Genomic DNA, 23,365 nt, shown 5'->3' on the forward strand with positions numbered 1-23,365 from the left:
TACTCCGCATATTAGCGCCTTGATCCATAACATTGATCTTGTTCAATAGAAACCGTTACACTGACACTGGTGAAGAAGTCTTATTAATGGACAATTCACCCGTTATATTATTGGTATGAACCGAGATGACAGTAATGCCTTACTTGCTAAGCTGTTTGCTATGGCCAGACAGCCTGAATATCAGTACGTTTTAAATGGCAGGCCAATTCATTAGCAATTTGGGATAACCGCAGTACTCAACATTATGCGGTGATTGATTATGCCGATAACCCTCGTAAATTGCACCGCGTCACCGTCGTGTAAGCAAGCGCAGTTGGTTTTTATTTAATGCGTTATGGTGGTTGAAAATACATTAATGATGACACTGCCAAGTAAGATGAGACTGATCCCCAGAATGGCGACCCAATCCAGTTGTTGGCCATACCACAACCAACTAATCATGGTCACCAGTACGATGCCTGCACCACACCAGATCGCATACGCGATACCAATCGGTACTGATTTAATGGTGATAGACAGTAAGAAAAATGCCACTGCATAGCAGATAAGCACGACCGCACTCATTAAGGGCTGACTAAATTGTTGCGTTTTTGGTAGCAAGGAGGTCGCGACCACCTCAAAAACAATGGCAAATAGCAGCAGTAAATTAGGCGGCAGGGTAGTGAGTATGTTTAGCATGGTGTCTTATCATTTATATCAACATTAGTCAGCGCGCCACCATACCTGAATAAGATGACCGTAGCTATAGTACCGACCTTAGATTTAATGATTTTCATCAAACTGTTATAAATATGTAATCTAAACGTCACTGTAAACATATAAAGGAACGCTTGTTCACTTATTTTTATTTTTAATCTTCTATTTTATACCTGTAAGTGGTTGTATTTAAGGTTATTAATTTTCGTTACTTATGTTTTAAATAAATAAAAAATACTGATGGATCATTCTAGTGTACACGTGTAAGCTCTTTTGAACTTTTAGGGAGAACACGACATGCTTCATGATTTAACTAATAAATTGTCACTGACGTTATTTAATAACGATACGTTTAAGGCTTATTTTTCACCATTTTCAACCAAACCGGTTGCCGTATTGATGGGTGATATGTTCGCCGCGAAGGTTGTTGCAATAAAACCTGAAAACAATGATATGTATTCATTAACATTAGCAGTTTCTGGCAAGGTCGATGCGCAGTCATTTTCTTTCCAGCCTGGTCAATATGTGGAACTGCAGGTAAAGAAAAATGGCAGTTACGTTAAACGCCCTTTTACTATTTCATCGCCGCTAGCACAGTTACAACAAGATAAGACCATCACCTTAACCATTAAAAAGCAATCTGAAGGGCGTATCACGCCCTGGTTAGCAGATGCTGTTGAAAATGGGGATTTATTCGGTATTTCACCTGCAAAAGGTGATTTTGTACTGAGTACTGCTGTATTACGTAGCGCAAATAAACAGGAAAACAAAGACGTTATATTTATTGCTGGAGGCAGTGGTATTACCCCCTTCCACAGCTTGTTAATGTCACATGTCGCTAATAATCCGACGATTAATTTTACGTTGCTGTATTTTGTACGCGCTAATCAACATGTGTTGAGCGATACCTTGGTTGCTTTAGAGCTAGAACACGAAAATTTCACCTTGCAGTTGTTACACAGTGAACGTGATGGTTATTGCTCGAAAGCGCATATAAACACGATCACCAGTGAGTTAAATGACTGTACTGTATATATCTGTGGTCCAAACAGCATGATGGATAGTACACAAACATTATTACTTGATATGGGCTTAGCGCAGGATGCTATTCACCTTGAACAATTCGGTCTGGCTAGTTTCAGCAATGTCGATGTCACCGCCGTACGTAATGTTTTATTTACCACGACCAACAGAAACATTGTTGTGAGCGAAGACAACCAGCAAACATTATTAACCTTGGCTGAGGACAATTATGTATCGGCTAAATATGGTTGTCGTATAGGCATTTGCCAAGAGTGTAAGTGTAAGAAGGTAAGTGGTGTGGTTTATAACAGTCAAACCAAAACCTATTCCGATACCGGTGAAGAAGATATTCAGATTTGTATCAGTGTTCCAGTGACGGACGTCGTGATTAATTTATAGGGAGAGCGTAATGGCAAAATTAAATGAACAACAGTTAGAGCAACTGGCGATAGACCTTGATGCTGTGAAAGCAAGGGCAATGAAAGAAGTCGGTAGTGTTGATGAGCGTTACATCAAAAAAATTATTCGTTTGCAACGTACGTTAGAAATCTCTGGGCGTATTTGTCTGGTACTGGGCTTTCTTTCATTGTATTTCTGGGGTGTAGGTGTACTGCTATTAAGCGCGTCGAAGATTTTAGATAATATGGAAATTGGTCATAACGTATTACACGGTCAATATGACTGGATGAATGATCCAACAATCAACTCACAAACGTTTGAATGGGATATTGCCTGTAGTTCGGAGTCCTGGAAGCGTGTGCATAATTATGAACATCATACCTACACTAATATTGTCGGTAAGGATCGTGATTTTGGTTACGGGTTATTACGCTTAAGTGATGATTTTTCTTGGCGTCTACGTAACTTATGGCAATTTGGCACTTATCTTGTGTTAAGTGCTTTATTTCAGTGGGGCATCGCCTTTCATGAAATGGCGGGCGAACGGGTATTTTTTGGTAAAAGAAAAGCCAGTCGTGAGTCACATGTTGATATAGAACGCTTAAAGAAAGTGTTCTACCGTAAATCAACACGCCAAATATTAAAAGATTACGTTATTTTTCCTGCGCTTGCGGGCCCATTTTTTGTGATGGTATTATTGGGTAATATAGTGGCTAATCTAATGCGTAATTTTTGGACTTCAACGGTTATTTTCTGTGGTCATTTTCCAACTGAGGTATATAGCTTTACCGAAAAAGAATGTGAAAATGAATCCCGTGGTCATTGGTATTATCGTCAGATCTTAGGCTCGGCAAACTTAACAGGGCCTAAATGGTTTCATATTTTAACGGGTCATTTGAGCTGTCAGGTAGAGCATCATTTATTCCCTGAGGTGCCTGCGCATCGTTATGTTGCTATGTCCAAAGAAGTGCAAGCTATTACCGCTAAATACGGTATCGCGTACAACACGGGTAACTTCTTTAGCCAGTATGCTTCTGTATTGCAACGGGTTATTTATTTCTCATTCCCAGTAGGTAAAGTCACTGGTAAGAATGCGGCACTTTATCCTCGATTGTAACGCTTATTAAGATCAGTGATACTGATTCGTTAACTGGCAATCAGTAAATATTAAACAGCCTGACTGGGTGCATAGTCAGGCTTTTTTGTGCGTCCAATATAAGTGCGTATATAGGTTATTTATGCAGGCTTGTGCTGTGACCAAGCTAATTGCGGCCAGTGCTGCGCTTGCGCATGGCGGGCTAACTGTGGGCAAGGGTTAACAACATGAGGATATTGACTAAATTCACACAAAGGCAGATCGTTAATTGAATCTGTATAAAAATAAGTATCAGTAAAGATCTCGGTTTGCTCTGCTAACCAAGATCCTAAGCGGGTTACTTTACCTTCTCGATAACTGGCTACGCCGAGTATGGTTGCCGAATAACAGCCATTTTCAACTAACATATCGATACCCATCGCATGGTCGATACCGAGTTGCAGGGCGACTTTTTTAACAATAAAGCTGACTGTCGCCGAGATCAATACCGTGGTGATATTGTCTTGTTTAAGCTGTGCTAATAGTTGCAGTGCCTGTGGAAATACCGTTGGCATAATGTATTTTTCGACACATTCATCCACCAAACTATCGACTTGCTCTTTAGTGAGTTGTGCAAGGGGGGCCATGGCAAAATTAAGGTATTCAGGCATATTCAATTTACCCGCAGAATAAAGGCTCATTAAGCGCTTATCTTCTGCTAAAAAATTGTCGTCCGTGACGATGCGTTTTTCGACTAAAAATCGATGCCATAACATTGAACTATCGGCATTAATTAAAGTTTCATCAAGGTCAAAAATGTATAATGGTTGGCTCATTTGAATATATTTCCTTAGTCGCTGGTGATTATTGGTGAGATATAATAGCGAGTATCTATGACAGCTTTATGACTTTATATGACATTTTAACAAAAGCTTAATAATCATTACATGTTTATGATAGCGTTGAAATTATTCAGTGTAATGTGCTGTTATCTAAGGTTTTACGCTATCTCGTTGCATTCCCATTTTAGTGGTTTAGATTTCTATTTTTGTGCTGTATGATGCGCCTATTATCATCAACAGAAGGTTGAACTAATAAGGATGTGAATGTTCATTAAGTAAATTAATGTTAAAAACAATATCACTAGAAAAAAAATTGCTATTAGTCGCTGGGTCTCTGTCTTTGCTATTTATCGGGTTGAGTACCAGTTATTTTTTGTATGTCCGTCATAATGTTATCGAACAACGTCGATGTGCATTGGAACCCCGCATTAAATTTATCGGTTCTATCATCACCGGTTATTATCAACAATATCTTGACCGTGAGTTAAGCCTTGTTCAGGCGCAGCAGCAGGCGATTGGAAAAATTCATGAAATCAATCAGGTAAATGAAAATTATATTTTTGTTTTTAATAATGACTACTTACTCTTAGAGTCTGTGAATAATGCTGTCATGAAGAATCAAAATGTAAAAGATGACGTTGATATTAAGGGCGTTAAATTATACCAATTATTACGTACCGAAGCTCTATCTCGTGCAAACAACGGCTACTCTCGTTATTATTCTTACTCTAACGTTACGCGTGAAGAACAGGACAAGATTTCCTACACTCAGTATTTTTCGCCTTGGGGCTGGATCTATGGTGAGGGGGTGTATATCAATGATGTCGATGCGTCTATTCTCAATATGCTGACTTCTCACTAGTCTTTATTTCTGTTTATATTGTTATCACAAAACCTCAGCTGGCTGGGGTTTTGTTGTTTTCAATCCAGCATTTTATTCTGAATTAATCAATATCAATAGACCTCAATATCTGACCTCCGTTAATATTTAAGTTGGCCTTATTATTGCATTGAAAATGAAATAACCAAATTTTGACGGTGTGATCAAGGAATCGAAAATGAGAAAATCAATAATAACTTCAGTGTTGGCTAGTGTACTGCTATCAGGCTGCGGCAGCGGTGGCAGTGATCGTAGTGACTCAGGTTCAGGTTCCAGTTCGACGCCAACCACTAAGTATACGCTTCAGTTTGTGCAATTAGTTGAAGAGGTCGAAGGCTCTGCAACTAGCTGTACGTTATTTGATATTACCGGTCAGTCTGTAGGTATGCAAACATATGCAAGATTAGCGTCAGATGTCAGGGTAAAGACGTATGATGCTGACGGTAATTTTAACAAAGATTTATCTGATTTGGTAAGCAATACTGGTGTATTAAATATTACTGAAAGTGACATAGATAATGGTGGCTATATCTCTATTATTAATTCAGAAAGTAGTTCATCTACAGAGTACGAAGTATTGTCAATCCAAAAAGAACTTCTGGGTGACATTATGATTGCAGTAGAGCGAAATCAGGGAGTTAACTCGTCTTGTTATAAAGAAAACCCTGTAACTGTAAATACAGGTTTTGCTTCTGTTTACGCTACTGATACTGGCGTTGATGCCTATGCTTTTAGTTCATCACAGAGTGAATTTACTGCTGGAACTCATGCTAGCAAGGAGGTCAGTGCACTTAATAATGAAGATGTATTAGTACGTGCTTATCACAATGATAAATTGGTTGATTATGCATTTGTATCAACGCTAACAGTAGCTGAACGTGGTGATCAAAAACCTTTATCAGGGTTTGCTTTTTCGAGTTATAATTGGAGTATTAACCAAACGCTTACTGGGCAGCTCTTTGGATTATCGGTACGCTTAAATCAAGGTAATTATAGTTATCCATGGTTAGATGCGACATTTGATACTGTAACTGGCGATACGACTGGCTTTGCTCGCGTATATCGAGGAACGAGCTGGAGTTATAGCGCAGAAGGTAAAACAAACTTTGATTGGAACTTTAAACATAACGAGGCATTATCTGCTACGTTGGATGTGCAATTACCGACAGAATTAACCCTCACAGATAATGATCCCGAGATTTCCAATTTTGTATTCCAAGCGCAGGGTATTGATTCTACATTAACCCGTTTACAAAGAAGTAGCTACTACATAGAAGTTTCTGATAACGGTAAAACAAATAAATTAAATCATGTTATTTACAGTGAAGTTGCAAGCGGTGACGATGTGATTATTCCAAACCTTGGATTGGCTAACTTGGATGATCCTATGAGAGCGATAAACCTCACTATCGCGGTATTATCGGCTGATAAATTAACGTCTGATTTTAAAAAATTTTTTATGTATGAAAATGCAGCATCAGATTTAGTTTCAGTTGTATTAACACCGACAGACACAGTGAAAAATAATAAAACTAAAAATACGGGTTCTTATACTTTGCTCAATCGTTAATACGCACCATATAAATATTAATGATAACAAAACCTCAGCCTTCTGGGGTTTTGTTGTTTTTAAACCCTGAGAATTGTGATGTCCTAGATGAATAGAGTCTTTAATTAGATAAAAATAGTTGCCAGGTGATGAAATCGCTGGGTAGACTGCTGGCTTATATACATATATTCAAGTGTGAGTTTAGCGCGACAAGGAGTTGCCAATGTTGGTCTATAGCCTAGAAATGATATGCATTGTTGCGTTTGCACTCAGTGGGGTATTGGTCGAGTCTAATCGTGGTAAAGATATTGTCAGTATCATGATGCTAGGTTGGATCACGGCATTAGGCGGTGGCACCTTACGCGATCTAATTTTGTCTGCCGAGGCGATATTTTGGATCCGTGATCCCAGTTATTTCTGGACGGCATTGATCAGTGCGGTTATTGGTTTTTTCACTATTACTCATATCCGTAAAAATCGCCTCAACAAACTTATTATTATGTTTGATACCATCGGCGTATCACTATTCTCGATATTGGTTACGCAACAACTATACAGCGGCGGTTATGCGGCTTATGTTTCAGTCTCTATGGGGTTGGTTACGGCTATATTTGGTGGGGTATTACGGGATATTATCGCGCATCGCCAAACCTTGTTTAATAATACCGAGCTGTATGCAACGCCGGTTATTTTAGGCTGTTGTCTGTATATTGTGTTGGTAAAATTAGGTGTCGAAATCACACTGGCAGCACTTATCTGTATGGTGTTTATTGTATCTATGCGCTGGTATATTGTTGTAAAAAAGATCAATTTCCCTGCTTTTTTATTATTAAAATAACCAACTAAACTAGTATTCAATTACAGCGCTGATTAATTGAGGTACTGTCGTAATAGTAAATGAGTGTAATAATGCTTGTAACATATAGTGGTAATAATGCTTGTAACATATATTATTAATAATGCGGATTAAAGAGGTGACAAGAACGATGATGAATAAATCTTCGACCAAGCCAAGTACAACTGAGTTTGATGGTATGGCTAATGACCCCATAATTGCTGAAAATTTTTTAGTATCGCAGCCATGGCGGGCATTATTGCTGTGTGCTGGCTGTCTTGCGGTTACGCTTGGTGTGCTGGGTATTTTTTTACCTTTATTACCGACTGTGCCATTTTTGTTGTTGGCCGCGGCGTGTTTTAGTCGTTCTTCACGAAAATTACAGTTGTGGCTGTTTAACCATCGCTATCTCGGTTCTTATTTAACAAATTATCTATTACGTAAAGGTATTAGCAAAAAGCAGCTATGGAGTTCACTCTCGAGTATGTGGCTGGCGATGTTATTGGCCATCTATTTTGCGCCTATCTGGACTATAAAAATACTATTGTTGGTCACAGCTTGTCTTGTTAGCCGCCACCTCCTATCCTTACAACGCTTACCATAAAGACTAGTTCTCTGATTTTTATGCGGCATTTTGGCTTAAATTTCTGCATAAACTGAAGTGAAATACTAATTATTTTATATAAAACGCATTTTCTTTCTATTTCTGCTAACTAACTCATATTATTTCTGTATCTTTAATGTAACACTCCCGCAGCATTAAATTTCGTAAGTTAAGAGGACCTTGGTATGTTTAAAGCGTTAGATGCACTTTCTCCGTCGTTTATCGACCGTCCATTGGATGAACTTTGGCAGTTAATATCTCCTTTGTATATGGTTGATGAGTCAACATGGTTAGCAGAATTGCTACCAATAGCCCGCCCATCTGCAGAAGAAAAATCTCAGATCACCACCAATGCAACTGTATTAATTGAACGCGTGCGCGCTGATAAACAAGCCATCCAAATGATTGATGCCTTGTTACTAGAATACAGCCTAGATACCAAAGAAGGTATCCTGTTGATGTGTCTTGCAGAAGCATTGATGCGTATTCCGGATGCGGCCACAGCAGATGCATTAATCCGTGACAAATTAAGCGTCGCAGATTGGAAGTCACATCTAAAAAATTCTGATTCAACATTTGTGAATGCATCCACTTGGGGACTATTACTGACAGGTAAAGTGGTCAGCATGGATCGCAAAGACACTAAATCGGCGAGCAGCACCATTAGCCGTTTAGTGAATAAAGTATCAGAACCGATCATTCGTCAAGCAATGAACCAAGCCATGAAGATCATGGGACACCAATTCGTATTGGGTCGTAACATTGTTGAAGCGCAAAAAAATAGCCGTTCATTTCGCGATAAAGGTTTTACCTATTCGTTTGATATGTTGGGTGAATCGGCATTAACAACCGCCGACGCGAAGAAATATTTTAATGATTACATCAAAGCCGTCGAATCGGTGGGTAACAACAAATACGGCAATGACAAAACGCCTTCGCCAACGGTTTCAATTAAGTTATCTGCATTGCACCCACGTTATGAAGTGGCTAACGAAGCGCGCGTGATGACAGAACTGCACGACACTGTATTAGAACTACTATTACGTGCACGGGATTTAGATGTTGGCATTACTATCGATGCGGAAGAAGCAGACCGTTTAGAGTTATCACTCGCATTATTTGAAAAACTGTATCGTCATCCGAAACTACAAGGTTGGGGTCAATTCGGTATCGTGGTACAAGCTTATTCTAAGCGTGCTTTGCCGACACTCGTTTGGCTTGCGGCATTAGCAAAAGAGCAGGGTGATGTGATCCCGCTGCGCTTAGTGAAAGGTGCTTATTGGGATACTGAACTTAAATTATCACAGCAAAATGGTTATGATGCTTACCCGGTTTATACCCGCAAAGAAGCAACCGATGTTGCCTATCTTGCGTGTGCCCGCTTCTTGTTAAGTCAACAAGTTCGCGGTTGTATCTATCCACAGTTTGCCAGTCACAATGCGCACACTGTATCAGCAATTGCGACCATGGCTGAGCATAAAGAATTTGAATTCCAACGATTACACGGCATGGGTGATGCGCTGTATAACCACGCATTAGCGATCTATGGGATAAATGTCCGTATTTACGCGCCAGTGGGTAGCCATAAAGACTTGCTGCCATACTTGGTTCGCCGTTTATTAGAAAATGGTGCCAACAGCTCGTTTGTACATCGTTTGGTTGATGCCGATTGTCCGATTGCGGAATTAACGGAGCATCCGGTTGATACCCTAGATAGTCGCCCGACATTACATAACAGTTTAATTCCATTACCGACTAAGATCTTTGCAGGGCGTAAAAACTCATGCAACATCAATGTTGATATCATCAGTGAGATCACGCCGTTTAATGCCGAGCTAAGCTTACAGATGCAAAAAACCTGGCAAGCAGCGCCTGTGGTAAATGGGCAAGTGATCACCACTGAATTAGCCAATGCGAAACCAGTCAGTGCCCCTTATGATCGTCGTATTCACGTGGGTCAAGTATTGTGGTCAACACCGGCAGAAGTCACCACAGCGTTAGATACCGCGGCGGATTACTTTCCTACATGGTCTGCAGTACCAGTGGCAGAGCGTGCGGCATGTTTAAATAAGGTTGCCGATTTACTGGAAGCGAACTTAGCGGAATTAGTGGCGTTATGTCATAAAGAAGCCGGTAAAACGATTCACGACAGTCTAGATGAAGTGCGTGAAGCGGTTGATTTCTGTCGTTACTACGCGATGCAAGCCACTGAAAACTTCTCGGTAGCAAAAAACCAAGTACGTTTTGATGGTATCGCTCAGCAAGTAACGCGTCAGGGACAAGGTGTGTTTGTTTGTATCAGTCCTTGGAACTTCCCGTTAGCGATCTTCCTTGGTCAAGTTGCAGCGGCATTAGTCAGCGGTAATACCGTTATCGCGAAACCTGCAGAGCAAACCAGTTTGATTGCGGCGCGTACCATGGCATTACTGTTAGAAGCGGGTGTGCCTAAAGAAGCGGTACATCTTCTGCCTGGTGGCGGTGCTGCGGTTGGTTCACTACTGACCGCTGACGAGCGTATCGCCGGTGTAGTATTCACGGGTTCAACAGCAACGGCACAAGTCATTAACCGTGCATTAGCGAAACGAGATACGAAGGTCGCGACGCTGATCGCTGAAACCGGTGGTCAAAATACCATGATCGTTGACAGTACTGCGCTACCTGAGCAAGTTGTACGTGATGTCATGCGTTCTGCGTTTGCGTCTGCGGGGCAACGTTGCAGCGCACTGCGCGTACTGTTTTTACAAGAAGATGTTGCCGACCGAATTACCACCTTGATCCAAGGTGCAATGCAAGAATTACATGTTGGTTCTCCACAGCTGCATCATACCGATGTCGGTCCGGTGATTGATTTACTGGCGAAGAAAAAGCTGCAAGCGCACATCGATAAAATGCGTGCGACAAGTAAGTTGGTTGGTGAAGTTAGCTTGAGTGACGAATGTAATTTTGGTGACTTTATTGCGCCTATTGCCTTTGAAATTGACAGTATTAGCCAGCTTGAAGATGAACAGTTTGGTCCTATTCTACATATCGTGCGTTATAAAGCCGCTGATTTAGATAAGGTGATTAGCGAAATCAATGCCACTGGTTTTGGTTTGACCATGGGGATCCACAGTCGTAATGAACGTACCTATACCGATATTGAGCGTCAAATAAGAGTGGGTAATTGCTACATTAACCGTGACCAAGTTGGCGCTGTTGTTGGTGTGCAACCTTTCGGTGGCCAAGGTTTATCAGGTACGGGTCCAAAAGCGGGTGGTCCACATTATCTTTATCGTTTCACTAAGCAAGTTGTTAGCGCTTAAGCTGCGTCATTGTAAATTAAGGAGTTAAACCATGGTTGTAGAAAATAAAGTAGTCCAGACGCAGCAGCTGATTGAAACTGGCCTTTGTGCGTGGCAGAGTTGGAATGATCGGGGAGTAATTGCCCGTGCCGAGCTGATTGCTAAATGGGTCGAGATCATTAGCCAGGAAGCGGCATTAGGTAAACTGGCTGGTGAAATGGCGAAATACCAAAAACACCAAGCCATTACGTTATTGGGCGATGAAAAATTAATGCCAGGGCCGACAGGTGAAGTGAACGAGCTTTACAGTGCTGGACGTGGTTTATTTATTGTCGCCGCAACAGATGCCGATCAAAGCAGTACCATTAATGCCATTGTTGGCCATGTTAGTGCGGCGTTATTATCCGGTAATACCTTGGTATTAGCATTGCCGCAAGCACAGCAGGCATTACAGTTTGTGTTACTTAATACACTGCATGCTGCGGGTATCCCAGAGCTTGTGGTACAGGGCGCTGAGGAAACAGAGTTAACGGCACTGATTGAATCACCGCAAGTAGCGGGTGTGGCGTTTACCGGGGATGAAAAAACCGCGCAAACGCTTAACCGTACCTTGTCTACACGTGATGGTTTATTGGCGCAACTGGTTGCTGAAGTGAGTGGCAGTGCCTTGGCTTATGTGACCGATGACCACTTTATTTTACGTTTTATTACCGAGCGTACCCGTACTATTAATATTACGGCTGTGGGTGGTAATGCAATCTTGTTAGAGCTCGGTGGCGGTGACCATTAATTGCTAGCGCGATTAACAGTAAAATTTTTCGTGTAATATGAATAACCCATATCAGGTACGCATGTGAGTGCCTGATATGGGATACCTATCAGTGTAAGTTCCTTTATTTAGTAGTATCATCAGCCTCATTGTCTTAAGTTATTATTTATAAATTTACAGTAGGTCACTGATGCAAAAAACTACCCGTTGCATGGCAACGAACAAACGTATTGCGCTTGTAGCCCATGATCACATGAAGTCAGAGCTGATTGCTTGGTCAAAAGCACGTGTTGATATTCTCCAAAAACACCATTTATTCGGTACTGGCACTACGGCCACATTATTGACCAAACACGTTGAACTACCTGTTAAAGCACTGTTGAGCGGACCTATGGGGGGCGATCAACAGCTTGGCGCACTGATTGCCGAAGGCGAGATTGATATGATGATCTTCTTCTGGGACCCTATGAATGCAGTGCCACACGATCCGGATGTAAAAGCATTATTACGTTTAGCTGCAGTGTGGAATATTCCGGTGGCAACCAATCCAGCCACAGCTGATTTCATTATTGATTCTATTCATACCACTAGCAAATACGAATATGCAGTGCCTGATTACGAAGGTTATTTAGCAGAGCGTATTAGCGAGCTATAACCTAGTAAATAACGATTTTTTGGCATAACAGAAAATAACAATTGTTTTGAAATAAACTGTATGAAAGGTAATAACAGCAGCGCGTGTCTGCTGTTATTATTGATTGATGTGAGTCGCGTTAATCTTCTTTGAAGTGCTGTTCTGTCATCATATGCCCAAGCTTGTCGGCTTTGGTTCGCAAATAATGTTCATTGTGCATATTTTTACCCACTTGTAATGGCTGACGTGCCACCACATTAACGCCGTATTCTTCCATCGCCGCTAATTTTTTCGGGTTATTGGTCATGAGCCTCACTTTGCTAATACCGAGGTGGTCCAACATAGGTTTGCACATGGCATAATTACGTAGGTCTGCAGCAAAGCCTAATTTTTCATTCGCTTCAACCGTATTGGCACCAGCGTCTTGTAAATTATACGCACGAATCTTGTTTAATAGACCAATACCCCGACCTTCTTGACGTAAATACAGAATAAAGCCTGAACCTGCTTCGGTGATATTTTTCATTGCAGTTTCAAGTTGAAAGCCACAATCACAACGTAAACTAAACAAGGCATCACCGGTTAAACATTCTGAATGTATGCGACCTAATATGACTTTGTCTTCATCTAACTCGCCATAAGTTAGCGCCACATGTTCTTTGCCTGTTTCTGAGTCTTCGAAGCCGTGCATAGTGAAAGTACCAAAAGGTGTTGGTAGTTTTGAAGATGCGATAAATTTAATAGACACGGATTACCTCTTACTATTCATCGCTTATGATTAGTGATGAACGTCAAATAGAATTACTTTAGGCGTAGTTTACGCGTTTATGGCGGCAATCTGAATAGACAATTGTAAAAAGACGGGATAATTATTATTCGCTGTCATGAACATAGCAAAGTACATTAAATTATGTACTTTGCTGTGTCGGTTTCTATCGGTTAGCGAGCGTTGGTGTCTGTTGCGGCTTAGTGACGAATGTAAAACTCTTTGGCAAATGCAGGGCGTGCTGATTTTAAGGCCTGTGCTTGCAGTTCGGTCATTTTACCTGTTGGAAAGCCTAATGCTTTATGATCAAGTAACGGACGCGCTTTAATATTAATGCAAAGTTTAATTTTGCTGCCGCTGCCAATGATTTCTTGACTGTTTAATGCCGGTACCAAAATACAGTTATCCACTAAATTAGCCACGGCAGCGGCTTCTAATGGCAGTGAAATGATATCTTTCTTTTGAATAATAAATTCACGGATCACCGCTTGCTCAGAAGTATTCATCACCTTTACCATTTTATGGATCTTGTTCATGGTACCGATTTCGGTTTGCTTCTCAAGTATCGATTGCCCGGTTTGCACAAGCAATAATGCGATAAAATATGCAACCGCTGAGATGACAATAATAGAGATATAACCACGGTATTCAGTGACCCATTGATCTAAACCCGATACCGACAGTGCTGTGGTTGGTAATAGTAATACTAATGCTGCGGCAAGCAGTAACCAAGTGGTGGCAATGTTTATCTGTTTGTAATTTTGAATATATTGCTTAAATTCGTGCATGATAAAGCCTCGACTAATAACTGCTGTCAAAAAAATGTCTGATATATGACATTATTTCTGTATTTATTCTTAGATTTCTTGTTATGTAGATATAAGCATTTTTTGTGCCACTAAATTAATTATTTTCTATAGTCGTGATGTTGATGACTATCAGCATCTTGCGCCGTATACTAAGTGCTGTTTATGCACTTTTAAATGGATGTAACATGCAGTATTTGCCAATTTTTATGGATGTAAATGATAAAAACGTGCTGGTAGTTGGTGGCGGTGAAGTGGCCAGTCGAAAAGTTGACTTGCTATTGAGTGCGAATGCCAAGGTGACGGTTTTATCTCCGCGTTTAAATGATACGCTGCAACGTTATCGTGATAATGCCAAAATTACGGCGATCATCGACGGTTATCATCGCGATTACCTTGGTGATTACGTGATGGTATGGGTGACGACTGACAATACCTTGCTTAATAAACAAGTATGGCAAGACTGCTGTGAACGTAACTTATTAGTCAATGTTGCAGATCAACCTGAACTGTGTGAATTTATCACCCCTTCTATTATCGATCGTTCACCATTACAAATCGCGATATCCAGTGGCGGTTTGTCGCCGGTATTGATCCGTTATTTACGTGAAAAACTCGAAGCTTTGTTACCGGAAACGCTGGGACCACTCGGTGCCTTTGCTGGTGAGCAACGTGAGCGGGTAAAACAAAAATTTAGTAGCGTGACAGAGCGACGTCGTTTTTGGGAGCGTTTCTTCAGTTCTAAAGCAGTGAGCCTAGCAACCGACAAAGGGCAATTACAACGAGAGTTTGACCTGCAATTAATGACATCACATAGTGATGTTGACGGTGATATTTATTTAATTAAATTACCTGACGAAACAGATTTATTACGACTAAGATCCTTACGCTTAATGCAACAAGCTGATGTGATCTTATACGTTGAAGACGGTGATGACTGTAATGAACGTATCGCCGATTTTGTTGAATTATGTCGCCGTGATGCCGAGCGTTATCCGCTATTAAGTACTGATTTTGCTACGCAAGCACAAGCGCGTAAACAGCAAGGTGAGCGTGTCTGTGTATTGATTAATAGCTCTGCACAGTTTGAGATACTCACTAATACGCTTGAGGCGATAAGTGTCGTCGCTTAATTAAACATGGACTGACGTTAACATGTATGCAGGATTTCTTATTGTTATCGTGCCCTTGGTACTGGGTTACGCTGTTGCGCTAAAGCAGCAGAAACATATTCATTGGGTCAACGTTGCCACCAGTAAAATGGTGTACGTGATCTTATTCTTGATGGGCATTAGCTTGTCACATCTGGATAACCTTGCGCAAAATATTCAGAATATCGGGTTATACAGTTTTACGGTGTGGGCTTGTGTGTCTGCCGCTAACTTGCTTGCCTTATGGGGACTGGATAAACGTTTATCCAAAACAGTCGCAGGTGAAGGTGAGTCATTAAGTAAATGGCATCTGATTTTAGAGTCAGTACAGTTAATCTTTGTGATTGCCGCTGGCTTTATTAGTGGTCTGTTCATTTCGCCAGAGCTGATTGATATTGATACTATCAGTGAAGGTGCATTGGTATTATTACTGCTGTTTATTGGTTGCCAGTTACGGAACAGTGGCATGCAGTTACGGGAAATATTACTCAATAGCTGGGGTATTAAGATAGCGCTAGTAATGATGACGAGTTCTTGGATTGGCGGGTTGGTTGCCGCCTTGTTGCTTGATATACCGCTCAGTAATGGTCTGGCGCTGGCATCGGGGTTTGGTTGGTATTCGTTATCAGGCATCTTAATTACCGATGGCTTATCACCGGTATTTGGCGGAGCAGCGTTTATTATTGATTTAGGCCGCGAGTTGGTGGCTATTCTGATTATTCCATCATTGATCCGCTTATACCCATCCACCGCGATTGGTTATGCTGGCGCGACGGCCATGGACTTTACATTACCGATGATCCAGAAATCCGGTGGTAATGGTTATGTACCGTTGGCGATTGTCAGTGGCTTTATTTTAAGCCTGTCGTCACCGTTATTTATCAGTTTGTTCTTGGTGTTATGATTATTTTATAAATCATGATGTGTAGGTAAGCAAAAGGGAGACGCTGTTAGTCAGCGTCTCCCTTTTTGTATTTATAAACTGAGCCGTTAACTCACTACTGGTTAGCTAATCTTACCTTCGACTAATAGCTGACGAATAAGCGGCGCACAGATAAGCTCCATCGCTAATGCCATTTTTCCGCCAGGTACAACCAAGGTATTGATACCAGAAATAAACGAGCCATCGATCATGGTTAGCAAATAAGGGAAATCTATATTCTTCACGCTTTGGAAACGGATCACCACCAAACTTTCATCTAACGTTGGGATCGCTGTCGCACTAAATGGATTCGAGGTATCGACTAACGGCACGCGCTGAAAGTTAATGTGGGTACGTGAAAACTGTGGGGTAATAAAGTTAATGTAGTCATCCATTGAACGGACGATCGAATCTGTTACCGCTTCACGAGAGTGACCACGGTCTTCTGTGTCACGGACTAACTTTTGGATCCATTCTAAGTTGACGATTGGCACCATGCCGATCAACAGATCAACATGTTTCGCTACGTTATTGTCTTTGGTTGCGACACCGCCGTGTAGACCTTCATAAAACAAAAGATCAGTACCCGCATCGATATCTTGCCAAGGGGTAAAGGTACCCGGCATTAAGTTATACGGTACGGCCTCGTCAAACGAGTGTAGGTAACGACGGTATTTACCGCTGCCATCACGGCCATAGTCTTGAAAGAAATTTTCCAGTAACTCAAAGTCATTGGCTTCAGGGCCAAAATAGCTGATATGTCGACCTTGTTCACGGGCCTTGCGGATCGCCACGTCCATTTCGGGACGGGTATAACGATGAAAACTGTCGCCTTCGATAAAAGACGCTTTGATGTTTTCTTGCTGGAACATGTGTGCAAAGGCCAAGCTAGTGGTAGAAGTACCGGCGCCTGATGAACCTGTCACAGCAATAATAGGATGTTTTGCTGACATTTGATCGACCAACTAGTTGAGTTAAAGGAGTGGTGCTATGTTATACGAGTTAAATGAACTGAGATCAAGTATAAAATATGCATGATTATTGTGGGTTTTTAAGAACTTCGCTCTTTGGCAGGATGTTCACACTGTCATGTAATTCTGAGTAAACGATAACCACATCACCACATTCAAGTTGTTTGATTACCTGACATACTTTTTCTGACATCGACATCTCTAGACTGCCATAATCAGTGCCTTCTCGTAACACGAAGTGTTCTATTAGGGTATTTAGTGTATCGTTATCGAGTTGCTTATAGGGAATGATCATAATTGTGCTCTGCAGTGTGTTTACCAATAATGGGTACAATATTAACATATTTTTTTTGAATTCATTGCTAAATACGCTCAGCTTAAATACAATGATTCTCATTTAGCTTGGCGACTGATGCATTTATTAAGTCTATGCATCACATTACTCACCATATTTAATTATCACGGCATAAACAGTGGAAGAATATGAACTATTCAGCAATTTGGTCTATCGGGTTACTTGCAGGCTTGTTAATCATGCCTGTTCAAGCGACGAGCGAGCTTGATAATATTATCGACAGTAAGCAGCTATCACAGGCGCAAGCGCAACGTACTCAAAAAAACATTGCAGAATTAGATGAAAAAACCAGTGAAACGGTGGCTGAGTACCGGGCATTATTACGTGAAAATGCGGTGCTTACCACGTATACCAGCCAACTTGAAAAGCAGGTAGCGCAACAGCAGCTGTTATTAATTAGTTTAGAAAAAAACATGGCGAACGTCCGTGAAACACGGATGGAACTGACGCCGTTAATGCAACAAATGGTGCAAGTACTGACACTGTTTGTCGAACAAGATATCCCTTTTTTATGGCAAGAACGCCAACTGCGTTTAGCGGAGCTCAATCGCTTGTTAGATAACCCTAATATCAGTGTTGCAGATAAATATCGCCGTATCTTAGAAGCCTATCAAATTGAAACTGAATATGGCGACACGATCGAAACATGGCAAGCACAATTACCCTTAAGCGATGCTGACAAAACTGTACAGCTTATTCGTGTTGGTCGGGTGGCTTTGTATTATCTGACGCCAGATCGTAACCACGCCGGTTATTGGGATAACAGTAGTCGCACTTGGTTAGACTTACCGGCAACTTGGTTGTCGAAAGTGAAACAAGCCTATGAGGTGGCGGATAATAAAACCGTACCGACCTTACTCGCGTTACCTTTGTTAGAAGCTGCGCATACTGTTTCAGCAACATCGCAGCAGGAGGCGCTATAATGTTTAACATATCACCTACGCTCACAACCCGGGTTATGCGTTGCAACGCTGTGATTATTATTGCTACTAGTTTATTGATGTTTAACGCTAATGCGACGCCATTGGATGAGCTGTTAAAGCAAGTGAAACAAAGTAATGTCGCAGAAACCAAGATAGACAATGCAGCATTAAGCCGATTCAAAGCTAATCTAGCCAGCCAAAAAGCTAATTTGGCCAAACAAACACAACGCAACCAAGCCTTGCAGCAAAAAATGACCCAGTTGCAAGATTCGATTGCTGCCAATAATAAACTGATCTTAGCCAAGAAAAAACTCGCCAACAGTGAGAAATTCGATTTGGATAAAGTGTTCAGCGAATTTCGCGGTGCCAGTCAGGATCTACGCGGGCAATTAAATAAAAGCGCATTAAGTGCCACGCTATCTGGACGTGCAACGCAACTGTCACCTTACAGTGAAACGAATTATGAACCGGATCTTGGTGCGATTAAAAACTTATGGTTATTGTTTACCGAACAAATGGTGGCAAGCAGTAAAGTCACTACCACAGAGATTCCAGTCACGATGGCGGATGGCAGTAAAGAAACTTTAGCTGTGACCCAAATTGCAGGCTTTACCGCCTTTACTGCGCAAGGACCTTTACTGTATCAACCCGCGAGTGAAAGCTATCAGTTATTACCGTCAAATTCGGCGGATATCAGCGCCCGTATTGCCGGATTCACACACCCACAAGACGGCTTTGTCAGTGCCTTAATCGATCCTTCTGCGGGGGGATTACTTAAACGTGCCACAGAGGCTAAAGCTTGGTGGAAGGTATTTTCTGACGCGGGTATTGTCGGTGGCATTATTGTCGCCGTGGGTATTATTGGCATGGGCATTGGTTTATTCCGCTTGTTGGTATTAGGTCGTGAAGCGAAGAAGATTAAAGTACAAAAACAGCAATTAAATACCTTAACCGATAATTCACTTGGTCGTATTATTGGTGTCGCTGACCGTCATGAAAACAGTAATGCGGATGAATTAGCGCGTTTTCTCGACGAAGCAATTTTGGCAGAACTACCAGAATGTCGTAAAGGATTGGGCTCGATAGCGGTACTGGCGACTATTGCACCCATGCTGGGGTTATTAGGTACGGTAGCAGGGATGATTGAAACATTCCAGGCGATCACTGCTTATGGCAACAGTGATCCACAAGTATTATCCAGCGGTATTTCAAAAGCGTTATTAACGACTAAGTTTGGTTTGATTGCCGCAGTGCCATTGATGTTATTACACAGCTTATTAACCAGTAAAAGTGACAGTATCGTGCATGTGATAGAGCATCAAAGTGCCGGTCTATTAGCACAACGTCAACAGCGTTTGAATTTATGCGTGAATGATAGTGCGTCAGCACCTGTTGCTGTGGAGCAACAGCAAGTGACAGGTAACGTATAAATGTCTGGGTTTCTTGAGTTCCTAGGTCATGCATCGCTGATCTTCTGGGTCATCATGTTGCTATCTGTGGTGATGTGGTGGACGATTGCGCGCTGTTATTTACAGTATGGCTTGCAATATCCACTGCTGTCTAAGCATTACCAAACTGAATGGGCACAGTGGCAAAATCAATCACATTTATTGGCGGTCGCGGTGCGTGATGGGTTTATTTCTGAATTACAGAGTCAGCTCACCCGTAAGCTCATTTTTATTAAAACCTTAACTGGTGTTTTACCCTTGTTAGGCTTGCTGGGCACGGTTGATGGCATGATTGATAATTTCTCGGTATTGTCGGACAGCCTCGGGGTATCTGAGTTATTTAGCAGTGGTATTGCGCAAGCATTATTAACCACGTTAGCCGGATTGGTAACGGGGTCATCGGGGTTATTCTTTTGTCATAGCTTAAACAAACGCGCTAATTTATTGACCTTGGATTTGGCGCAAAAATTAGTGGTTAAAGGGATATAAATGAGAACACGATTTAGTCGAAATAACAGTGACGCGCTGACTGTCGATTTAACACCTATGATTGATATGGTGTTTATTTTACTTATCTTCTTTTTAGTGACCGCCTCGTTTAACAAGATGAATGCCATTGATATACAACGTCCCGATGGTGCGACTAACGATATGCAAGGGGCGGTGAGTTTAGTGGTATCGATTGATGCTAAAAACGGTGTTTGGATCGAAGGCGAACCGGTTGATATTCGTAAATTGCGTAGCCGAGTTAAAACCTTAAGTGGTGCTCATACCTCGGTGATGTTAAATGCCGATCGAACCGTTGATACCGGGCGTTTAATTGAAGTATTAGATCAAGTTAGATTAGCTGGGGTGGACAATGTTGCAGTCGCAACAGCGCAGCAGTAAGGGCTATTGGCTGCTGGCGTTTACGCTGGCTGTGCTGGTTAATATCAGTTTGGCGGGATTAATTTATTCGCTAACCATTGGCAGTAATAAAACCCCGGTGCAGGATTCTATTTCGATCAATTTTCGTCAGTTCACTGATTCGAGTGTGGAAGAGCAGGATCTCACCCCTGAGCTAGAGGTGATCCCAGAGCCAAAACCACAACAAGAAATGGTGACATTGCCGCAGCCTGTGCAGCCGAGTTTTGATGTTAGTAATATTAATTTAAATAGCAGCATTACCTTACCAGTGTTATCGGTGCCGACCTTTGATGTATCTCCGCAACTTGTTGATGTCACCAGCCATATTCAGCCGCAAGTTGAAGTTGCGCCTGTGGTGGTGGCGAATATTGAACAAGCGACGGTTGGTGAGCCAAAAATTGGTTTTGCTAAAGTATTACGCAAAACCAACCCGCAGTATCCGTACAAAGCTAAGCGCCTGAAAATTGAAGGTTATGTGTTATTACATATCTTGGTGAATGATGATGGCCGCGCAGAAGAGATCAACATTGTCGAAGAAAAACCGCGTGGTTACTTTGGCAAAGTCTCACGTAAATCAGTACGTCGCTGGCAGTTTGAAAAAGCCCCAGCAGGGACCGCAGTATGGAAAAAATGGAGAATGGTCTTTGAACTTAATTAACGTGAAGCAGCCTAGTTCATCACTGTTGTCGGGCTCAGTGTTGGGTTCAATATGGTTATTGGGACTGCTGTTATCAATACTGCTTCTGCCATCAGCACAAGCACAGCAAGTACCAGCCGCTGTTTATAGCCGTTATGTTACCTTAACAACGGCTTTTGCTAAGCTGTCGGCACAGGATGAGCAGCAAACTAAAGCCAAGGCTGAATCGAATCAGATCTTGATAAACAACATCGCTGACTTTTATCAGCAGCAGCGTGAACACTCGACAGAACGGCAATTGCTAGCGAGTAATTTACAGCTGCAAGTTCTGCTGATGAAGCAGGACTCTTTACAAGGTTATGAGCAAGGCTATCAAGTAGTTACTCAGCTATTAAGCTTATCATTAGAGCTTGATCAGCAACTGATATTCCAACAGTTGGCTGCACAGCTAGCCGCATCGTTAACACCATTCACGGATGCTAATAAAACCCCAAATATCAAGTCATGGGCGTTGGTTACTCAACACCTTATCGCTTGGTTTAAGCTGGTGGACCAACTTGATGTTGAACAACGTGAAATTTATAAGATCACCAATGCTCAACAAGCCAGTAATGCCGCGTTATTAGCGCAAGCATATTATTTACAAGACAAGTTAACCGCTGCATTAGCGCCATCAAAACGCGCTTACAAACTTGTGCCTGAAAATGAATCTTACCTGAAGTTGTTGTTAGCGTTATTGCAGCGTTTAGAGCAGGATAAACAGCTGAATGAACATCTTGAAATTGCTGTGGTAGATTTCCCCAAATCAAAAGATTATTGGGAACGTTTGGCGTATAGCTACCTGACTTTAGAACAGAATAAATCGGCGTTATCAACACTGGCGATCACCCGTAATCAAGGTTTACTCACCGCACAAGGTTATCGGGTATTAGCCTCGTTATATTTACAACAGCAACAACCGCGATTAGCCGCTGCTGTGTATCTGGAAGGCGCAGAGAAGAAATTATTACAGCAAGATCAGGCTTTCTTTAAAGGCTTGAGTAATGCGTGGTTAATGGCGCGTGAACGCAGTAAGGCGCTGGCTGTGTTTTCACAGGCTACAGATGCTGGCGTTAAATTGGCTAAACACGATCAACAGCAAGCGCAGTTATTGTACTTAGAAGCGCGTTGGGAAGAAGCTGAATCAGCTTATATCGCGTTGTTGGATCATGGTGTTAAGGGCGAAGATCAAAAGACCTTACTGATGACGGACAAATGGCGCTTTTTATTAGCTGTTAGCCAGATTGAACAAGGTAAAAAAGCCCAAGCGAAAGATAATTTACTGCTATTACAGACCAAGCAATATCAAGGTTACAGTAAGGGCTGGTTAGCACAGTTGTAGGCTTGTTAGCGTCTATGACGGTAGTTTTTATTTTAAAGCGCATACCAATCTCACCTTAACCTAATAATGGCTAGGGCAGGATGATTGAATAGCCTCTATAGTTAAATGATAAAAAATTATAGAAGGCAACCGTAATGAAACTATCTAATATAGTACAACGTGGTTGGGATGCTGTTGGTGCAGGTGATTTCGACACCTTAATCAATGATTACACGGATGATATGACATTCATCATGCCGGGGCAGGCGGATATTCTCAGGGGACGGCGGACATTTCGTAAGGCGCTGAATAATCTGGGCGGCATGCTGCCACCTGGTTTTGAAATTACCGAACTGCGTCAGGTTGAAGGCGAAAATGAAGTGGTTTCAATCGTGGAGTGGAAAGCCAATAACATAGAGTTCTCCGCATTAGCCGTCTTGTTCAGATTTGAAGGCGACAAAATCTATGAGGAGCGCTGGTTCGTTGATACCGAGCAATGGAAACGTTTATTCTAAGTGTTTAATAAATATAAT

At 41.7% G+C, this 23,365-nt stretch carries 25 protein-coding genes; 19 read left to right on the forward strand and 6 right to left on the reverse strand.

Annotated features, from left to right (window positions below; genetic code table 11):
* The first annotated feature begins 216 nt into the window (after nt 1–216).
* On the forward strand, nt 217–303 hold the full coding sequence (locus tag HRT96_RS10535; RefSeq protein WP_293156150.1) for a TauD/TfdA family dioxygenase: 87 nt from the start codon (nt 217–219) through the stop codon (nt 301–303).
* A gap of 21 nt (nt 304–324) precedes the next feature.
* Here HRT96_RS10535 and HRT96_RS10540 read toward each other — a convergent pair whose 3' ends face one another.
* On the reverse strand, nt 325–678 hold the full coding sequence (locus HRT96_RS10540; protein ID WP_293156045.1) for a multidrug efflux SMR transporter: 354 nt from the start codon (nt 676–678) through the stop codon (nt 325–327).
* Nucleotides 679–993: 315 nt separating this feature from the next.
* Between HRT96_RS10540 and HRT96_RS10545 the strand changes: the two genes are divergently transcribed.
* Nucleotides 994–2,118: a ferredoxin reductase gene (locus HRT96_RS10545; protein WP_293156048.1), complete on the forward strand. Its 1,125-nt coding sequence runs from the start codon at nt 994–996 to the stop codon at nt 2,116–2,118.
* 10 nt (nt 2,119–2,128) lie between these two features.
* Entirely contained in the window at nt 2,129–3,235 is a 1,107-nt protein-coding gene (locus HRT96_RS10550; RefSeq protein WP_293156051.1) for an acyl-CoA desaturase, read from the forward strand.
* 119 nt (nt 3,236–3,354) lie between these two features.
* Here the strand turns inward: HRT96_RS10550 and HRT96_RS10555 are convergent, their stop codons facing one another.
* The gene (locus tag HRT96_RS10555) at nt 3,355–4,029 is read right to left on the reverse strand and encodes an HAD family phosphatase (RefSeq protein WP_293156054.1); all 675 of its coding nucleotides are present in this window, start codon (nt 4,027–4,029) and stop codon (nt 3,355–3,357) included.
* 289 nt (nt 4,030–4,318) lie between these two features.
* On the opposite strand from HRT96_RS10555, the gene HRT96_RS10560 reads away from it, so the two are divergent.
* The 7 genes from HRT96_RS10560 (at nt 4,319) to HRT96_RS10590 (ending at nt 12,608) form a co-directional block, all read left to right on the forward strand.
* Complete coding sequence (locus HRT96_RS10560; protein ID WP_293156057.1) at nt 4,319–4,897, forward strand: cache domain-containing protein; 579 nt, start codon at nt 4,319–4,321, stop codon at nt 4,895–4,897.
* Between the two features lie 196 nt (nt 4,898–5,093).
* The gene (locus HRT96_RS10565; protein WP_293156060.1) at nt 5,094–6,485 is read left to right on the forward strand and encodes a hypothetical protein; all 1,392 of its coding nucleotides are present in this window, start codon (nt 5,094–5,096) and stop codon (nt 6,483–6,485) included.
* 202 nt (nt 6,486–6,687) lie between these two features.
* Nucleotides 6,688–7,302: a trimeric intracellular cation channel family protein gene (locus HRT96_RS10570; protein WP_293156063.1), complete on the forward strand. Its 615-nt coding sequence runs from the start codon at nt 6,688–6,690 to the stop codon at nt 7,300–7,302.
* Between the two features lie 148 nt (nt 7,303–7,450).
* The gene (locus tag HRT96_RS10575; protein WP_293156066.1) at nt 7,451–7,903 is read left to right on the forward strand and encodes a YbaN family protein; all 453 of its coding nucleotides are present in this window, start codon (nt 7,451–7,453) and stop codon (nt 7,901–7,903) included.
* A 185-nt stretch (nt 7,904–8,088) separates the two neighbouring features.
* The gene (putA, locus tag HRT96_RS10580) at nt 8,089–11,205 is read left to right on the forward strand and encodes a bifunctional proline dehydrogenase/L-glutamate gamma-semialdehyde dehydrogenase PutA (RefSeq protein WP_293156069.1); all 3,117 of its coding nucleotides are present in this window, start codon (nt 8,089–8,091) and stop codon (nt 11,203–11,205) included.
* A 31-nt stretch (nt 11,206–11,236) separates the two neighbouring features.
* Nucleotides 11,237–11,974, forward strand: coding sequence for an aldehyde dehydrogenase family protein (locus HRT96_RS10585; RefSeq protein ID WP_293156072.1), 738 nt, complete (start codon nt 11,237–11,239; stop codon nt 11,972–11,974).
* A 169-nt stretch (nt 11,975–12,143) separates the two neighbouring features.
* The gene (locus HRT96_RS10590) at nt 12,144–12,608 is read left to right on the forward strand and encodes a methylglyoxal synthase (RefSeq protein ID WP_293156075.1); all 465 of its coding nucleotides are present in this window, start codon (nt 12,144–12,146) and stop codon (nt 12,606–12,608) included.
* A gap of 118 nt (nt 12,609–12,726) precedes the next feature.
* Here the strand turns inward: HRT96_RS10590 and ribA are convergent, their stop codons facing one another.
* Both ribA and HRT96_RS10600 read right to left on the reverse strand, forming a co-directional pair.
* Nucleotides 12,727–13,335 carry a GTP cyclohydrolase II gene (gene ribA, locus HRT96_RS10595; RefSeq protein ID WP_293156078.1) on the reverse strand — a complete coding sequence of 203 codons (609 nt, stop codon included), beginning with the start codon at nt 13,333–13,335 and terminating at the stop codon, nt 12,727–12,729.
* A gap of 218 nt (nt 13,336–13,553) precedes the next feature.
* The gene (locus HRT96_RS10600) at nt 13,554–14,141 is read right to left on the reverse strand and encodes a super-infection exclusion protein B (RefSeq protein ID WP_293156080.1); all 588 of its coding nucleotides are present in this window, start codon (nt 14,139–14,141) and stop codon (nt 13,554–13,556) included.
* 206 nt (nt 14,142–14,347) lie between these two features.
* On the opposite strand from HRT96_RS10600, the gene HRT96_RS10605 reads away from it, so the two are divergent.
* A complete protein-coding gene (locus tag HRT96_RS10605; protein ID WP_293156083.1) occupies nt 14,348–15,292 on the forward strand; it encodes a bifunctional precorrin-2 dehydrogenase/sirohydrochlorin ferrochelatase in 945 nt (314 codons plus the stop codon).
* Between the two features lie 22 nt (nt 15,293–15,314).
* On the forward strand, nt 15,315–16,214 hold the full coding sequence (locus tag HRT96_RS10610) for a lysine exporter LysO family protein (RefSeq protein WP_293156086.1): 900 nt from the start codon (nt 15,315–15,317) through the stop codon (nt 16,212–16,214).
* A 101-nt stretch (nt 16,215–16,315) separates the two neighbouring features.
* On the opposite strand, the gene HRT96_RS10615 is transcribed toward HRT96_RS10610, so the two are convergent.
* Together HRT96_RS10615 and HRT96_RS10620 are read right to left on the reverse strand one after the other, a co-directional pair.
* The gene (locus HRT96_RS10615; protein WP_006030064.1) at nt 16,316–17,185 is read right to left on the reverse strand and encodes a phosphoribulokinase; all 870 of its coding nucleotides are present in this window, start codon (nt 17,183–17,185) and stop codon (nt 16,316–16,318) included.
* Nucleotides 17,186–17,270: 85 nt separating this feature from the next.
* Nucleotides 17,271–17,498: a YheU family protein gene (locus HRT96_RS10620; RefSeq protein ID WP_293156089.1), complete on the reverse strand. Its 228-nt coding sequence runs from the start codon at nt 17,496–17,498 to the stop codon at nt 17,271–17,273.
* A 188-nt stretch (nt 17,499–17,686) separates the two neighbouring features.
* Here HRT96_RS10620 and HRT96_RS10625 point away from each other — a divergent pair, with 188 nt between their 5' ends.
* The 7 genes from HRT96_RS10625 to HRT96_RS10655 all read left to right on the forward strand — a co-directional run bounded on the left by HRT96_RS10625 (nt 17,687) and on the right by HRT96_RS10655 (nt 23,347).
* Nucleotides 17,687–18,481 (forward strand): DUF3450 domain-containing protein, encoded by a 795-nt coding sequence (locus tag HRT96_RS10625; protein WP_293156092.1) that lies wholly within the window; start codon nt 17,687–17,689, stop codon nt 18,479–18,481.
* A complete protein-coding gene (locus tag HRT96_RS10630) occupies nt 18,481–19,911 on the forward strand; it encodes a MotA/TolQ/ExbB proton channel family protein (protein WP_293156095.1) in 1,431 nt (476 codons plus the stop codon). Before HRT96_RS10625 ends, HRT96_RS10630 begins: the two co-directional genes overlap by 1 nt.
* Nucleotides 19,912–20,418, forward strand: a complete 507-nt coding sequence (locus HRT96_RS10635) for a MotA/TolQ/ExbB proton channel family protein (protein WP_293156098.1) — start codon at nt 19,912–19,914, stop codon at nt 20,416–20,418.
* The gene (locus HRT96_RS10640; RefSeq protein ID WP_293156101.1) at nt 20,419–20,817 is read left to right on the forward strand and encodes a biopolymer transporter ExbD; all 399 of its coding nucleotides are present in this window, start codon (nt 20,419–20,421) and stop codon (nt 20,815–20,817) included.
* Entirely contained in the window at nt 20,789–21,493 is a 705-nt protein-coding gene (locus HRT96_RS10645) for an energy transducer TonB (RefSeq protein WP_293156104.1), read from the forward strand. The genes HRT96_RS10640 and HRT96_RS10645 overlap by 29 nt, the downstream gene beginning before the upstream one ends.
* Complete coding sequence (locus tag HRT96_RS10650) at nt 21,480–22,853, forward strand: hypothetical protein (protein ID WP_293156107.1); 1,374 nt, start codon at nt 21,480–21,482, stop codon at nt 22,851–22,853. The genes HRT96_RS10645 and HRT96_RS10650 overlap by 14 nt, the downstream gene beginning before the upstream one ends.
* A gap of 134 nt (nt 22,854–22,987) precedes the next feature.
* On the forward strand, nt 22,988–23,347 hold the full coding sequence (locus HRT96_RS10655) for a nuclear transport factor 2 family protein (RefSeq protein WP_293156110.1): 360 nt from the start codon (nt 22,988–22,990) through the stop codon (nt 23,345–23,347).
* Nucleotides 23,348–23,365 lie beyond the last annotated feature (18 nt).

This window comes from Moritella sp. (genome assembly GCF_013215705.1).
Classification (GTDB): domain Bacteria; phylum Pseudomonadota; class Gammaproteobacteria; order Enterobacterales; family Moritellaceae; genus Moritella.